Below are 14,497 nucleotides of genomic sequence, written 5' to 3'. Positions count from 1 at the left end.
CATAATGGTTTCGGCCTGGGCATACGGTGGTAGAGGAATGATGTCAGCCGCAAGGAGGGAACGGATGGTGAGCGACTCGGACCGCACTCCAGGGGTTCACCTGGAGGTCAACCAAGAGGTGTTCCTCGACGTGGTCCGCGACGGTGACGTGATTGAAGACGCGACCGTCGCCACCGAAGTCACGTCGTTTGAGCGCATGGGAGATGCGTACGTATTAGAAGGAGCGATTGTGTTTGCGGGATACATTCCCCGCGGGGACGGCGAGGCCAGGCTGGACGTCGACGACATTCTCGGCTTTGGACCGGAAGATGGTCATGTGGAGCACGTCCATCACCGGATGCCGTTCTCGTTTCGGGTGCCGGTTGCGGCCCAGTCCCGCAGCGTGATGAACGTGACCAGCCGTATATCGAGATGGAAGCTGGAAGTTGTCGGGACGGGATGGGTGCGTGTCGTTGCGGACCTAGTGATCTTTGGATTGAATGCTGATGAAGGGTACCACTTTCAATGCGGGGCCCAGGAGGAAGGGGATGCCCTGTTCGGACAAGGGGCTGGTGATGAACCGGAATCGAGGTATGACTGGGACGATGACGCGCCGGCCTCGACTTCCGATGGGGAGATGCCGCCACCCGAGTCTAGCAAAGGACGGACAAACGCGGCCCATCTGGAGGAAGACCTGGAGTTGGCGCGCGGGCAAAAACGCGTACCGGAGACGCCCGAGGCCATCAGCTGGGCCCGGGGCGGCGCGAAGCTCGACGAGGAGGCCCAGACGCAGAATGAGACGACGCGCGAGCCAGAATCCCTCGCCGGCGCCCTGAAGCAATACGACCGTGCCCTGGACGGGGACAGAGGTCCGGGTAAACCCGGACAAAGCACCCAAGAGCACGATACGCCAGACGCGCGGACGGCGCCATCAGAAGCTCTGGACGAGCAGGAACGGTCTCCCCTTCAGTCCACGGACTACGGCCTGTCCGATGCATCGTCAACACGGGATCAGCCATCGTCCGAAAGTGCACCGGTGGCCGAATTCGAGTTTGAACACCAATTATCCACAGATGAGATGAACCTACCTGTCGATGCGACCGACGCTGCGGAGTCGTTCAGCGCCGCCCGGGCCTTCACAGAGGAAGGGTTTCAGGCCACCCAAGGATTCGCGCCACATGTCACGTACGGATCGCGCCCAGAGACCAACGCGGATGGAGAGGCGCGGGGGCGCAAAGCGGTAGAGGCTCAACCAGAGGATGCGCCATTGGACGAAGACACCGCTGTGCTCGAGGCTGCCCAGGCTGGGGAGCGGGCGGAAACCAAGCCGGTCAGTGATATGTGGTCGTTTGTCGATTTCAGTGCCCCGGAGCGAACCTACACGATACGCTTTGCCATCGTCCTGGAGGACGAGTCGGTCGACGACCTGGCTGAGCGGTTCGGATGTAGCAAGCACGAATTGTTGCGGGTAAATCGGCTTACTTCCGAAACGGCGTTGTATGCCGGTCAAACCTTGATCATCCCGAGCCGGTGACGGCCATGGAGGGTGGTGCGTGATGGCGGGCGTTATCCAAATCAGCCGCACCGCGCTGGAGGACTGCCTGCGCAGTTTTCCGGTTCCAAGGCTGCGCCTGCAGGGAGACCTATCCGCCTCCGACTGCTACGTGGTCAGTGCCATCGATGGTTGTTATGAATTGTGCATCGCGCCGATGGAGTCGGCCGTGCTTCGGCAAACGACTGCCGATTGGGCCGCCGCGAGCGGCTTTCGCCGAGTGCAGCGGCCCCTGCAAAACCTGTACGACGAGCGGCTCGTCCCCATTCAAGAAGGGCGCGTGGCGTACTTAACCCGCGCCTGGCCGGGCTTGGGACTTGCCGTCACTCCCGACGATGTGCGGCTGGCGGCGGAAAACCTCGCTTTCTTGCATTCGGCCCTGGACGGCGCTGGTGCGCGGTTGGAATCCCTGTCGACCCGAAGGCCACGATACGGGGCGTGGCTTTCCCAGTTCCAACACGGTCTGGACTTTCTCGAACGGACGCGGGTACACCTTTTGGGCAGGGAGGACTTGCGACGCGACCAACTACAGCTTGATTGGCTCGCGCGCTGGCAAGACTTGGCGGAGCAAGCGGTGGAACGGCTGCGCCAGGTAGGCTACAGGGAGCTGGCCGAAACGGCCAGGCAAAAGAAAAGCGTGGCCTGGAACGGGTATCACTTGAACTCCTTGCGTCGGCTTCCGGACGGCCAGGTAGCCACACTTCTCACGGCCGATCCGGTCCTGGATGACGCGCTCTATGATCTGGCCTGTTTATGTCGGGATGTCGCTGAAGCTGGGCATGCGGAAGGGGTTGCGGATGCACTGACTTGGTACCACGGTATTCATCCGTTGTCTCGGGAACAGGCGGAGATGGTGAGGGCATTTGCCGCGTATCCGCATCTTGGCGTCCGGATGGCGAAGACGTGGTCACAAGCAGGAAAACCCGAGCCCGAGAGCACAGTCTCCTGGCGGAAGGCCGCGGAGTCTCATCACGACTGCGCACAGTGCTTGTTGGCCGGTGAATCGATGTAATCCTCACATTGGAGGTGAACCCAGGTGACTGGTTGGTCGGATCCCGTGCGCAGGGCGTTCGCATCAGTCGGGGTCCCTATCGAGCTGCGGGAAGAGTATCCGTGGTATGGGCAGATCCGGGCGCGAGCCAGCCGTGGAGGCATCAAGGTGCGAACAGACGCCGGCTCGTATTGGCTGCGTCGCGCGCAGGTCGGACGCCTGCAGCTAGATGCAGCCTTCCGTTGCACAGAGGCGCTCTCTGGGGCCGGGTGGCGGCCGTTGCCACGTTTTGTTCGCACCATTTATGGCGATCCGTACGTGGTCGACGGCACGGGTCTCTATTATGTTACCGCGTGGATTTCCGGCAGTGCTTGTCGTTTCAAAGACCCGGGGCAGATGGAAGAGGCCGTGACGGTGTTGGCCGCCTGGCACAAGAGCGCCCACGGTTGTCTGGGTCCCTCGTCATCACCTGATGTACCGCAGGGCAGTGGTTGGCTGGAACGCCTCCAGGAGGGAATGGATGAGGTCGGACGTCTGTCCAGCGCGTTCTCTGTGCCTGCTGATTCGTCACCGTTTCAACGTCTGTTTCTCTGTGCCGCCGACGAATTGCGGCGCCGCATCGAATACGCCACTGCCGAACTGCAGGCCGTTGACTTTCTCGATCGGGAGCAGACGGCAGGGGCAGAGGGCAACGTATGTCACGGGCGTTTTCACGGCGACGCGCTGCTGCAGAACGGGGAAGGGGTGGTCATCACCGATTATGAGCGGGTGCACCCCGGTCTTCCGCTGACCGACCTGGCCAGCTGGATGCAACGCTACCTTCCGCAGCACGCTTGGGATGTGAATTTGACGACCGAACTCTTTCATCAGTACCTGACGGCCAGCGGGACGGCGAATGAAGCCCAGCCCGACGAGGCGCGCCTGATGGCCGCGCTCTTGGCCATTCCCATGCAGAGCCTGCAGATTATCCGTTGGTACGCGCGCCGAGCGCTGAACTGGGAGGAAGAGGATTACGTAGACGCGCTTGAGGCGAGTCTGGAACAGGAAGAGGCGCGCATGCGAGCTACCCAGGCCTTGCTGGCGCGTTACGCGCTGCGTCCCACCGCGCCGGCGACGTTAGCCGGGGGACCGGTGGATACCGTGGCAACGGACCTGGCGGTCGACGCGTCGGTGGAGACCCCCACAGTCGACAAGGCGGTGGACCCGACTTACGCGGTGGCCACCCTCGGGAAGAACCAGGGACGGGAGGAGGAGGTGCAAGCCGTCGACGCCACCACATCGACATCGGCGGAACCTCAGAGCGAGTCGGATGTCGATGTGGTCGTCGCGGACAGCGCTCCGGAAGCGTCCCTGGAATCACCGCTGCCGATTCGTCTCACGCCGGCTCAGCGTGAGCGCCTCCAACAGCTGCAGGAAGAAAAGCGGCGCATGCGGGAGAGACAAGGGCAAGACCGGGGCATCAAGTTGTGGGGAGACGCTCGCTCCACGGAAAATCCACAGCAAAATCCACATTCCTAATGTCCACATGGTAAGCCTTGGCAGCCGTGTGGGTTTGCCACTTCGCGCACCCATTGGGTGCGCGTTTTCGCGTGACCAACATAAAGGATTATGGCACGACCTTAGCACGACCACGACCCTGCGTGTGGCCAAGAGCCTTATGACGCTGCGACGCAGATGTCGTCGTAAATCCCTTTATCCTATGGCGGCGTGCTGATGAACATGGCCGCAAAGACGATAAACAATAGCAGCAGGACGAACAAATCCAGCGTGTTCGGCCAGAGAATGGCGCGCAGGAACAGGAGAAAGATGGCGATGGCCAGGAGTAGTTTCACAAGTCGAGCCAAGACATAGAAAAATCCCATGACGCGCCTCCTCCCACGCGACTGGTGGCTCTATCGGCTGTCTTTATGTATATGCGTTAAGGCGTCAAAAAGGACCTGTCCGCTGCTGTCTTAGTGGCCAGGCCAGTGTGGGTTTTGATAAGATAAGTGAAGTTGAACTTCTTCGTGCTGCGGGGTTTTCCACAGCCGACTCTACTAGAGGTTGTCCGAAAAGGGGTCAGAACCCCGGGGCTGTCGCACGGCCTAAACGGGACAACAGTGCACTGGACTGTTGTCCTGGCGACCAGGCCCCCAAGGCATTGCTTCGTCAGCACCCATAATGCTCACTCACGTACCGAAAAACGTACGCTCGCGTCGCATTGTGGGCTCGCTTTCTCGCACTGCTTGGGTCTTACCTAACCCCTTTTTGGACACGCATTATCAAGGACGGAGCGGGGGATGTTCACTTGCAGTTTGGGAATGGCAGTGGGGTCTGGCGCGGATGGCACCTCAAGACGGTGGGCCTGACCGTCATCAGCTTGGTCGTTCTGCAGCTCATTGCGAAGTACGCGGTGCATTATCCGCTCTTGTACACCGTTGCCCTGGCAGAAATCATTGCTTGCTACTTTATTGTGCCACGTGTCAAGGAACGGACGGTGGCAAACGCCCTGGCCGGTGCGATTGCCTTATTCGTCATCAATATGGTCCTTCAGTTCGAGCTGGAGTGGCCGATTCTGGCTCAGGTGGGTTGGCGCGGGACCCTCTTGGAGGATGGATTCGCACTCCTCATCGGTTTGGTCTGGTCGGTCCTTTATTTTCGACTGAACGCGTGGTCGGAACGCAAGCGGTTGGAGGCAGAGGAGAAGCGACGGAAGGAGACGGTTACGGAGGACGAGCCGACTCCGCCGCAGCGTGGACGGTCCCCCTATACCCGCAAGCGTCAGATGGAGAAGCGCAAGCGGAAACAGAGGCGGTAGTCCCCTTGACATTGCTTGCACGGAGTCGATAAAATATTTTCCAAATCCCTATATGTAGGGCTGAGACGGGAAGGAGTAAGTGTACCTCCTTCGTACAGAGAGGGCGGTCATGGCTGGAAGCCGCCTCGAAGTGTATGCTGAAGTCGTCCCTGAGCTGTCTTTAGACCGGTTGCACCCCGTTATCGGTGTTTGAGTGCCCGTATCCACCCGTTCAGACCCATCGGGTGAAAAGGATGCGGGAAATCAGGTGGTACCGCGAAAGCAAACCTTTCGTCCTGATGGGCGAAGGGTTTTTTATTTTGTAAGGTGGTCCGGTTTCCGGGCGCGCATTTTATGGCGCAATGCCAAAACATAAAGCGCAGAGTCAGGAGGAGAACCATGGCAGACACGTATCGCGAGCCTTTGCCGAAGGTTTATGATCCGGCACAGGTTGAACAAGATATCTACCGCTTTTGGGAGGAGAACGGGTATTTTAAACCGTCCGGTGACACAAAGCGGCCCCCGTTCTCGGTGGTCATGCCCCCCCCCAACGTCACCGGCCAACTACACCTCGGCCATGCCTGGGACAATACCCTGCAGGACATTTTGGTCCGCTTCAAGCGCATGCAGGGGTATGACACACTCTGGGTGCCTGGTACGGACCACGCCGGGATTGCGACCCAGGCTCGCGTGGAAAAATCCCTGCTCGAAAGCGAGGGGGTTTCCCGACATGACCTGGGTCGCAGCGAATTCGTAAAACGGGTCTGGGCCTGGAAGGAGAACTATGGCAACCGGATTACGGGCCAGGTGCGGCGCCTGGGGGCTTCGTGCGATTGGTCACGTGAACGATTTACGATGGATGAAGGCTTGTCTGCGGCTGTGCGCGAAGTGTTCGTCCGTCTCTATGAGAAGGGCTTGATCTATCGCGGGCAGCGGATTATCAATTGGTGCCCGCGCTGCGCCACTGCGCTCTCCGACATCGAGGTCGAACACGTGGAGGTGCCCGGGCATCTTTACTACGTGCGTTATCCGCTCATCAATGGCGAGGGTTCCGTGACCATTGCGACCACCCGGCCGGAAACCATGTTCGCGGACGTGGCCGTGGCGGTTCACCCACAGGATGCCCGCTACGCCCACCTGATTGGCCAGTCCATTCGACTGCCGCTGGTGGGGCGGGAAATTCCCATCATCGCGGATGACTATGTCGATCCGGAGTACGGCACGGGGTGTTTGAAGATTACGCCGGCGCATGACCCGAATGACTGTGAAGTCGGAAGGCGCCACGGTCTGGAGATGATTCAGTGCATGGACGCGGACGGGCGCTTGAATGAGGTGGCCGGCGCGTATCAGGGGCTTGACCGCGAGCAGGCACGTCAGCGTGTGGTCGACGATTTGCGGCAACAAGGTTATCTCCAGCAGGTAGAAGAGATTCAGCACGCGGTGGGCCACTGCAGCCGCTGCGACACGGTGGTCGAGCCTTATCTGTCGATGCAGTGGTTCGTTCGCATGCAGCCGTTGGCGGATCCCGTCTTGCGCGCGGTCGCGGCAGGGCAGTTACAGTTCGTACCGGAGCGGTTTGAGAAAGTGTTTATCCACTGGTTGGAAAACGTCCGCGACTGGTGTATTTCCCGCCAGCTCTGGTGGGGCCACCGGATTCCGGCCTGGTACTGCGACGATTGTGAGGGCGTCACAGTGGCCAAGGAGCCAGTGGCCGCGTGCGCGCACTGCGGATCGACACGCGTTCACCAGGACGAGGACGTCTTGGATACCTGGTTCTCTTCCGCCCTGTGGCCGTTTTCGACCCTCGGCTGGCCGGAAGACACCGCCGACTTGCGCCGCTACTATCCGACAAGCACACTCGTCACCGGATACGACATTCTGTTTTTCTGGGTCGCCCGCATGGCGTTTACCGGCGTCGAGTTTACCGGTCAGGTTCCGTTTCACAAGGTGGTGCTGCACGGCTTAATCCGTGACTCACTCGGCCGCAAGATGTCGAAAAGCCTGGGCAACGGGGTCGATCCGCTCGAAGTCATCGACGAGTACGGTGCAGACGCGCTGCGGTTTACACTTTCGACCGGATCGTCCCCGGGAAATGACCAGCGGTACTACGAGGAGCGGGTACAAGGCAGCCGGAACTTCATCAACAAGGTATGGAACGCCGCGCGCTTCGTCCTGATGAATCTTCCGAATGAGGCCAAGCTTTCGGAGCCTAACTGGGACGCCTTGAGCATCGCTGACCGTTGGGTTTTGACGCGCCTGGCCGAGACGGTGGAGGCGGTGACGGCGCACTTGGAACGCTATGATTTTGGCGAAGCCGGGCGCGCTTTGTACGACTTCACGTGGGACGAGTTTTGCGATTGGTACATTGAGTTCTCGAAGCTGGCGCTATACGGCGAGGATGAGCAGGCAAAGGCAGAGACGTGTGGTGTGCTCGTCTACGTGCTCGATACGCTGCTGCGTTTGCTGCATCCGTTCATTCCGTTCGTCACGGAGTGCATTTGGCGGTCGCTTCCGGTTGCCGGGGACGCCTTGATGCTGGCCGATTGGCCGGGCGCCGCGAGCATGCCTAGGGATGAACAAGCGGTGCGGCAAATTCGCATCGTGATGGATAGCATCCGCGCGGTCCGCAACATCCGCTCCGAATTGAACGTGGCCCCAAGTAAGGCGATCGCGATGTCGATTCGCTGTCAGGATGCGGAAAGTGAATCTTTGTTCCGCAGTGTCGAGGGGTACTTGAGGCGGTTTTGCAATTTGAATCGTCTCCAAATCGGGACGGATGTCGAGCTGCCAGCCCAAGCCATGACGGCCGTGGTGAGTGGAGCAGAGATTGCGTTGCCTTTGGCGGACTTGGTCGACCTGGATGTGGAGCGGGATCGGCTTACGCGCGAGCGGCAACGGCTCTTGGCTGAGGTCGAACGGGTCGAGCGAAAGCTGGCCAATCCGCAATTTGTCGAAAAAGCCCCTGAACATGTGGTCAAGGCGGAACGGGAGAAGGAAGAAGAGTACCGCGCGAAGTTGGCGGCCGTGGAAGAACGGTTGAACCGCTTGGCAACTTCTTAAGGACAAGTGTCCCTGGTAGGGTGAGGCGAATACATTTATGTCGGAGACCATCACAGATGCGTTGGCATGGCTGAAAAGCCGCGCTCGTTTCGGCGTACGACCTGGCCTGGAACGGATGCAGAAGGCGCTGGCGGCGCTCGAGCACCCGGAGCAAACGCTGAATTTCATCCATGTCGCCGGCACCAATGGCAAGGGCTCGGTTTGCGCGATGATTTCTTCTATACTGGCGCAGCGATTGCGGGTTGGCACGTTCACATCGCCAGCGTTTGACGGATTTCGCGGGCGTTTTATGGTCAACGGGACACCCATTGACCCGGTAGACTTTTCACGGCTTGCGGAAGAAGTGCGAAAGGTGTCGGAAACGGCATTGTCTGACAATCCATTGACTGAGTTTGAAGCCCTGACGCTGATGGCTTTACTGTACTTTCAGGAGCAGCGCGTCGAGGCGGTGGTCTGGGAGACCGGACTAGGCGGGCGCTTGGACTCCACCAACGTCGTGCAGCCCCGTGTCACAGTGATTACCAACGTGGGGTATGACCATCAGGATGTCTTGGGACCCACCCTGCGGGACATCGCCTTTGAAAAGGCCGGGATTATCAAGTCGGGCGGGGTTCCGGTCGTAACCGGGGTCCGCGACGAGGCGTGGCCGCCGGTACGCCAAGCCGCTCTTCGCCTCGGGGCCCCTTATTTCCGTCACGGGATACATTTTCAGGCGGTCTGCGAACAAGTGACGGCACGTTCGCAGCGAATCTATTACCGGGGACTGGGACGTGACGTGTACGGGCTACACTTGCCATTGTTTGGCCGACATCAGGTGGACAACGTGAGCCTTGCGTTGGCCGCTGTTGAACTCTGTGAAATCGGGGCGGTCTCTCCGCGCCTTTCTGACGAACAATGGCGACAAGGACTTGCCGAGACTTCCTGGCCGGGACGGTTTGAGGTACACTGGCATGGTGGGGCCCCGATTGTCCTGGATGGTGCACATAACCCTGAGGCGGCCGCGGCGTTGGCTCGTGCCCTGGCGGAGTTTGGAACGCTAACAGGCGTCGGGCCTGGCGAATGGGTGATGGTCATTGGGATTCTCCGTGATAAAGACGCTGTGATGATGTTGAAGACGTTGCTTCCTTATGCGCGTGCGGTGATGGTCAGTCGGCCGGAAACTGCAAGGGCCATCGATCCAGAACAATTGGCTAGCGAGATTCGCGCCTGCCGACCGGACCTCGAGGTGGCGGTAGAAAATTCGGTGGCCTCAGTCATGGAGAAGGCCTGCCAGACGGGACAGCCGGTTTGTGTTTGGGGCTCGCTGTATACGGTGGATGAGGCGAGGAAGACTATCCAAGAGGTGCTAGATTGACTTTTCGGATATAAGGACGGTGTGGCCTGTGAAACAAGCGGAGCATGTACACTTCGTCGGCATTGGCGGCTATGGCATGAGTGCGATTGCGCGCGTTATGCTGGACCTTGGCTATTATGTATCCGGGTCAGACGTGGCCAGTCAGGAGTTGACAGAGCGACTCATTCAGCACGGGGCCAAGGTCTATCGCGGTCACCGAGCAAGTCAGGTGGATGGTGCGGACGTGGTCGTCTACAGCACCGCGCTATCCGGTGACAACATTGAGATTCAGGAGGCCCGCCGGCGCAACATTCCCGTCATTCACCGTTCACAGATGCTGGCCCGTCTCATGGAGGACCGCATGGGGGTGGCGGTAACGGGGGCGCACGGCAAGACCACCACGTCCTCCATGATTGCCTACGTAATGGAGCGGTGTGGAATCGATCCGACTTTTGTCATCGGCGGGGTCGTGAGTAACATCGGTGACAACGCAAAGGCGGGGCGAGGACAGTTTATCGTGGCCGAAGCTGACGAAAGTGACGGCTCATTTCTTCACTACCGTCCGTATATGGCTGTCATCACCAATATTGAGGCGGATCATCTCGAGCATTACGACGGCAAGTTTGAAAATCTGTTGGCGGCCTATGAACAGTTCATAACACAGGTGCACCCGGACGGGCTCTGTGTCATCTCTGCGCATGACGATTATCTCGCTCGGATTCGCGGTAAGGCGCGCTGTCGCGTGGAATCGGTCGGACTCGAGCAAGTGAACGTCACTATGAACGCCGATTACGTGGCGAAAGAGGTGCAACTCCGCGATCGCGGTAGTCACTGTCAGGTTTACTATCAAGGTCGACACTTGGGTGAACTCACGTTGTCCCTGCCCGGCATTCACAACGTGATGAACGCCTTGGCCGCGATTGCCATCACGCGGGCAGCCGGACTGGAGTTTCAGGAAATTGTCGCCGCGTTGGGTGAGTTTCACGGAGCCAAGCGGAGATTTCAAGTGGTGGCCGAAACGGCCGGCGTCATGGTGGTGGATGATTACGCGCATCATCCGACGGAGATTTCGGCCACCATCGCCGCCGCGCAGGCTACGGGGCGGCGCATCATCGCGGTCTTTCAGCCGCAGCGGTATACGCGTACGTTCTTTTTGTTCGAGCAATTCACCAAAGCGTTTCGCGGCGCGGATGAGGTGGTGATCTGCGAGATCTATTCCCCTGCCGGGGAGAAGAAAATCGACGGAGTCACGGCCGAGCGATTAGCGAAAGAAATCCGCACCCACAGCAATCCGAATGTACGCTATCTCCGTACTAAGGACGAAGTCTTCGAATATCTCTATCGTACGGTTCGCGAGGGCGATCTCGTTTTGACCATGGGAGCAGGAGATATTTGGCAGGTGGCTTACCGGCTCGGCGAGGCATTGACGACGCGCGAAGCGAACGCCATCGTATAAATCCCGTCGCGGCAAGGGCCGTCGCGTATTATTGAGGAATGCCCAACATGCGTTCCGGAATCTTCAACCTGAGAGCCAAGGAATCATCTCGACGATATTCGAACGGAGTGAAATAAGGACCCACTGGCGCGGAGCCAGTGGGTCCTTATTGCGCCGCGCTAATAGCGCGGCCAATGCCGAGAATGCCTGCGCTGGTTATTGGCTCGGGTGAACCAGTAGTAGGCGAGCGCAAGGAGCGCTACAATCACAGCGATTTTCAGGATGAACCCGACAATCACCATCAATACCGTAAACGCAACAACTGCGATAAAAATCCCCACTACCGTACGTAACAGACGCAAAAGGGATTCCCCCCTCCTCTACTAAGAGGTTGTCCAATTTATTCACTTTTGAGTATATCACAATCGGTGAAAGCGAGCCGGATTTGTCAAAGTTTGTCGGGATTGTGCGATGGAGAACAGGCTACTTGTCGCCCATGGCGAATCCTCACATAACTCGTATGGGGAGTGATGATCGCTATGCTGCGGTGCCTGAGCTGGAAGGGATTCATGCTGACATTGGTCGTCTTTTTCATCGCAGAACTGACGTGGTGGAGTCTTCGGACAGACCCGTGGTCCGATGGGGTGACGTGGTTCTGCTTCTGGTTGTTGTTGTTTTCGGCTGTGATTTGCGACCTGTGGTCGATGCGAATTCCCAACGTACTGACGCTTCCAGGGGCGGCTGTGCTGTTTATTCTGCGTGTCACGACTGATGAAGGAATATCCACGACGTTGTTGGGGGCGCTTGTGTGCGCCGGGGCCATGTGCGTACTGGCCATGTTGACGGGCGGGATTGGCTGGGGAGACGTCAAGTTGGCCTTATCGGTGGGGGTTATGCTCGGACCGAAGCAGGGCGCACTGGCCCTATGGATCGCGTTTGCCACGGCGTCCGTCGTCGGAGTGATTCTTCGCTTGTTGGGGGCGATTGGGCCCAGACAACCGTTCCCGTTTGCGCCATTTATGCTGGCAGGGTGTGGTTTTTGTTGCTTATTTGCTTCCGATCTGCTCGAGTGGCTTGCGGTTGTCACGGTGTGAGGAGGTAGAGGAAGCAGCCTGCTGGATTTGGAGGGATTCGATGGATGTATGGAGTTGGTTGGAGCGTGCCGTGGAGGCAGGGGCATCTGACCTTCACCTGTCTCCTTTGGCCTCGCCGGCCATTCGCGTGAACGGACGGTTGCAGTTCTTTCCGGAGGAGCGGGTGGTTGCGGATGAAATGGAACGTTTCCTGAGACAAACGGCCTCACCGTCGCACAGGGATTGGCTGATGACACGCGGCGAGGTTGATTTTTCCTACACCCATTGGAATGATGTTCGGATTCGATGCCATGTCTATCGCAGCCACTCGGGATTGAGCGCGGCTTTGCGGATTCTTCCCAGGAAGATTCCCACTTTATCCGACCTGCATTTACCCGACCGATTTCAAACATTCACGTCTCAACCCGGGCTGGTCATCATCACGGGACCTACCGGGAGTGGAAAATCAAGCACGCTGGCTGCACTGACTCATCATATCAACCAAACCTGCCCATGGCATGTTGTGACCATTGAAGACCCAGTGGAATTCGTCCATTCTCCGGTCCAAGCCATGATTGATCAACGGGAGATTGGTACGCATACGCTCGACTACGCTTCGGGTCTGCGGGCTGCACTACGAGAGGACCCAGACGTCATCGTCCTTGGTGAGTTGCGGGACGCGGCGACCATAGAAGTCGCTCTCTCCGCGGCAGAGACAGGTCACCTGGTTCTTACCAGCATGCACACAGGGGATGCCATACAGACCGTGGACCGGATTCTGGGCAGTGTGGACGGCAGTTTACAGATGATTCGCTGGCAATTGGCCTCGGTTCTACGGGCCGTCATTGCGCAACGGTTGGTTCCGGCAAAGGCGGGCGGACGGGTCCCGCTGCTTGAGGTGCTCGTCAATACCCCTGCGGTCGCCAACCTGATTCGGACCGGTCAGACTCATCATATTGGGTCGATCATGCAGACGGGACGTTGTTACGGGATGCAGACCTTTGCCGCGCATGTTCGGGAATTGATAGACAGGGGAATGATCGAATCAAGGCTCGGAGTCTAGCTGCATAGACATAGCAAAGAGGGGGATCTGGTTTGGTTCTTGTCGGTGTCGGATGGCAAGTCCTAAACAGATTTTGACGGAGTTTCCGTCGAAGGTTCCCGAAACGGAAAGGGCTGGATTGCATACAAAAGGGCCAGCAGATATACTAACCCCAGTCTCAGCTCCAGATCCTCCAGCCCTTTTCTCCAAGAATTGTGGAGAGGTGATGGGGTGCGTATTCCGAAGTCGAAGGTACTCTACGTTTCTGCCGCGATGTTCGCTCTATTTGGCGGATCGGCCATTACGGCGGACGCGGCTTATAAAACGGTGACGGTTCAGGACAACGGAGAACGCAAAGTGGTGCATGGGTTTGGATTTGGAAATGTGAGGGCATTTCTGCGGCGTCACGGGGTGGCGGTAACTTCGGTGGACGACGTGGTGCCAGAGCCGAATCAGCCGGTGACCGACGGTATGGAGGTCACGGTACGGCGAGCACGGCTTATCCATGTGGTTGACGGTGGCGTGTTACGTGACGTTCAAACGACCGCGTCCACGGTGGGGCAATTGCTCAAGGAGCAACAGATTCGTTTGGGCAGCCAAGACGTAGTGAAGCGACCGTTGGACGGGGAACTGACTGAAGGGGAATGGCTGAGGATTTACCGGGTTGAGACTCGCACGTCGACATCGCGAACATCTATACCGTTTCAGACCGAGCGTCGGATGACAGACCAACTGTATCGGGGGCAGCAACGAGTGCTGACGCACGGTGTGAAAGGGTTGCTCGAGGTAAAGAAGACGGTGAAGTATGTCGACGGCCGGAAAGTGAGTACGGAAATTCGGAAAAAGGTTCTTCGTAAACCGCAACACGAGGTTATTTTAGTTGGCACAAAGGCTAGACCTGCTGTTCGTTCGGCTGCGGTCATGTCTTCCCGTGGTGGAGGTGTCTCGGGGTTTGGACGGAAACTGGCGATGACAGCCACAGCCTATGTGGCTGGCGGACGGACGGCGGACGGGAAACCGGCTCGTCCGGGGGTGGCGGCTGTGGATCCGTCCGTCATCCCGTTAGGGTCTCGACTGTATATTCCGGGTGTAGGCACATTGGTCGCGGCCGACACAGGCGGTGCAATTCATGGAAATCGGATTGATATTTGTGTGGCCACGGCTGCACAAGCCAGAGCCTGGGGAGTTCGTACAGTCACGGTTTACGTGTTGCACTAGTGTTCCATGCACGCTACCCGGATACAGATACGGTTTCG

At 58.6% G+C, this 14,497-nt stretch carries 12 protein-coding genes and 1 other annotated feature; of the genes, 10 read left to right on the top strand and 2 right to left on the bottom strand.

The window, feature by feature from the left end; genetic code table 11:
* Positions 1-67: 67 nt before the first annotated feature.
* Genes H522_RS0102785 through H522_RS17215 form a run of 3 tightly spaced genes read left to right on the top strand, consistent with a single transcriptional unit; the run spans position 68 to position 4,040 of the window.
* The gene (locus H522_RS0102785; protein ID WP_162143473.1) at positions 68-1,513 is read left to right on the top strand and encodes a LysM peptidoglycan-binding domain-containing protein; all 1,446 of its coding nucleotides are present in this window, start codon (positions 68-70) and stop codon (positions 1,511-1,513) included.
* A gap of 22 nt (positions 1,514-1,535) precedes the next feature.
* Positions 1,536-2,543, top strand: a complete 1,008-nt coding sequence (locus H522_RS0102780) for a protein kinase family protein (protein WP_155836147.1) — start codon at positions 1,536-1,538, stop codon at positions 2,541-2,543.
* 24 nt (positions 2,544-2,567) lie between these two features.
* Entirely contained in the window at positions 2,568-4,040 is a 1,473-nt protein-coding gene (locus H522_RS17215) for a hypothetical protein (RefSeq protein WP_035452319.1), read from the top strand.
* Between the two features lie 179 nt (positions 4,041-4,219).
* Here the strand turns inward: H522_RS17215 and H522_RS21800 are convergent, their stop codons facing one another.
* Positions 4,220-4,384, bottom strand: a complete 165-nt coding sequence (locus H522_RS21800) for a hypothetical protein (RefSeq protein ID WP_169726622.1) — start codon at positions 4,382-4,384, stop codon at positions 4,220-4,222.
* Between the two features lie 425 nt (positions 4,385-4,809).
* Between H522_RS21800 and H522_RS0102765 the strand changes: the two genes are divergently transcribed.
* The 4 genes from H522_RS0102765 to murC all read left to right on the top strand — a co-directional run bounded on the left by H522_RS0102765 (position 4,810) and on the right by murC (position 11,147).
* Complete coding sequence (locus tag H522_RS0102765) at positions 4,810-5,319, top strand: hypothetical protein (protein ID WP_026961138.1); 510 nt, start codon at positions 4,810-4,812, stop codon at positions 5,317-5,319.
* Positions 5,320-5,372: 53 nt separating this feature from the next.
* Positions 5,373-5,600 (top strand) — a binding site (T-box leader).
* A gap of 97 nt (positions 5,601-5,697) precedes the next feature.
* Entirely contained in the window at positions 5,698-8,358 is a 2,661-nt protein-coding gene (locus H522_RS0102760; protein ID WP_026961137.1) for a valine--tRNA ligase, read from the top strand.
* A 37-nt stretch (positions 8,359-8,395) separates the two neighbouring features.
* A complete protein-coding gene (locus tag H522_RS0102755) occupies positions 8,396-9,712 on the top strand; it encodes a bifunctional folylpolyglutamate synthase/dihydrofolate synthase (protein ID WP_026961136.1) in 1,317 nt (438 codons plus the stop codon).
* A gap of 28 nt (positions 9,713-9,740) precedes the next feature.
* Entirely contained in the window at positions 9,741-11,147 is a 1,407-nt protein-coding gene (gene murC, locus H522_RS0102750) for a UDP-N-acetylmuramate--L-alanine ligase (RefSeq protein WP_026961135.1), read from the top strand.
* 158 nt (positions 11,148-11,305) lie between these two features.
* Here murC and H522_RS0102745 read toward each other — a convergent pair whose 3' ends face one another.
* Positions 11,306-11,488 carry a hypothetical protein gene (locus tag H522_RS0102745; protein WP_026961134.1) on the bottom strand — a complete coding sequence of 61 codons (183 nt, stop codon included), beginning with the start codon at positions 11,486-11,488 and terminating at the stop codon, positions 11,306-11,308.
* A gap of 207 nt (positions 11,489-11,695) precedes the next feature.
* Here H522_RS0102745 and H522_RS17210 point away from each other — a divergent pair, with 207 nt between their 5' ends.
* The 3 genes from H522_RS17210 to H522_RS0102730 all read left to right on the top strand — a co-directional run bounded on the left by H522_RS17210 (position 11,696) and on the right by H522_RS0102730 (position 14,459).
* Positions 11,696-12,220 (top strand): prepilin peptidase, encoded by a 525-nt coding sequence (locus H522_RS17210; RefSeq protein ID WP_162143472.1) that lies wholly within the window; start codon positions 11,696-11,698, stop codon positions 12,218-12,220.
* Between the two features lie 40 nt (positions 12,221-12,260).
* The gene (locus tag H522_RS0102735) at positions 12,261-13,262 is read left to right on the top strand and encodes a type IV pilus twitching motility protein PilT (protein WP_026961133.1); all 1,002 of its coding nucleotides are present in this window, start codon (positions 12,261-12,263) and stop codon (positions 13,260-13,262) included.
* 210 nt (positions 13,263-13,472) lie between these two features.
* Positions 13,473-14,459: a resuscitation-promoting factor gene (locus tag H522_RS0102730; RefSeq protein ID WP_026961132.1), complete on the top strand. Its 987-nt coding sequence runs from the start codon at positions 13,473-13,475 to the stop codon at positions 14,457-14,459.
* Positions 14,460-14,497: the final 38 nt, after the last annotated feature.

Source organism: Alicyclobacillus herbarius DSM 13609 (assembly GCF_000430585.1).
GTDB lineage: Bacteria > Bacillota > Bacilli > Alicyclobacillales > Alicyclobacillaceae > Alicyclobacillus_G > Alicyclobacillus_G herbarius.
The sequence above is the reverse complement of the archived record's forward strand: the minus strand, read 5'-3'. Positions and strand labels throughout refer to the sequence as shown.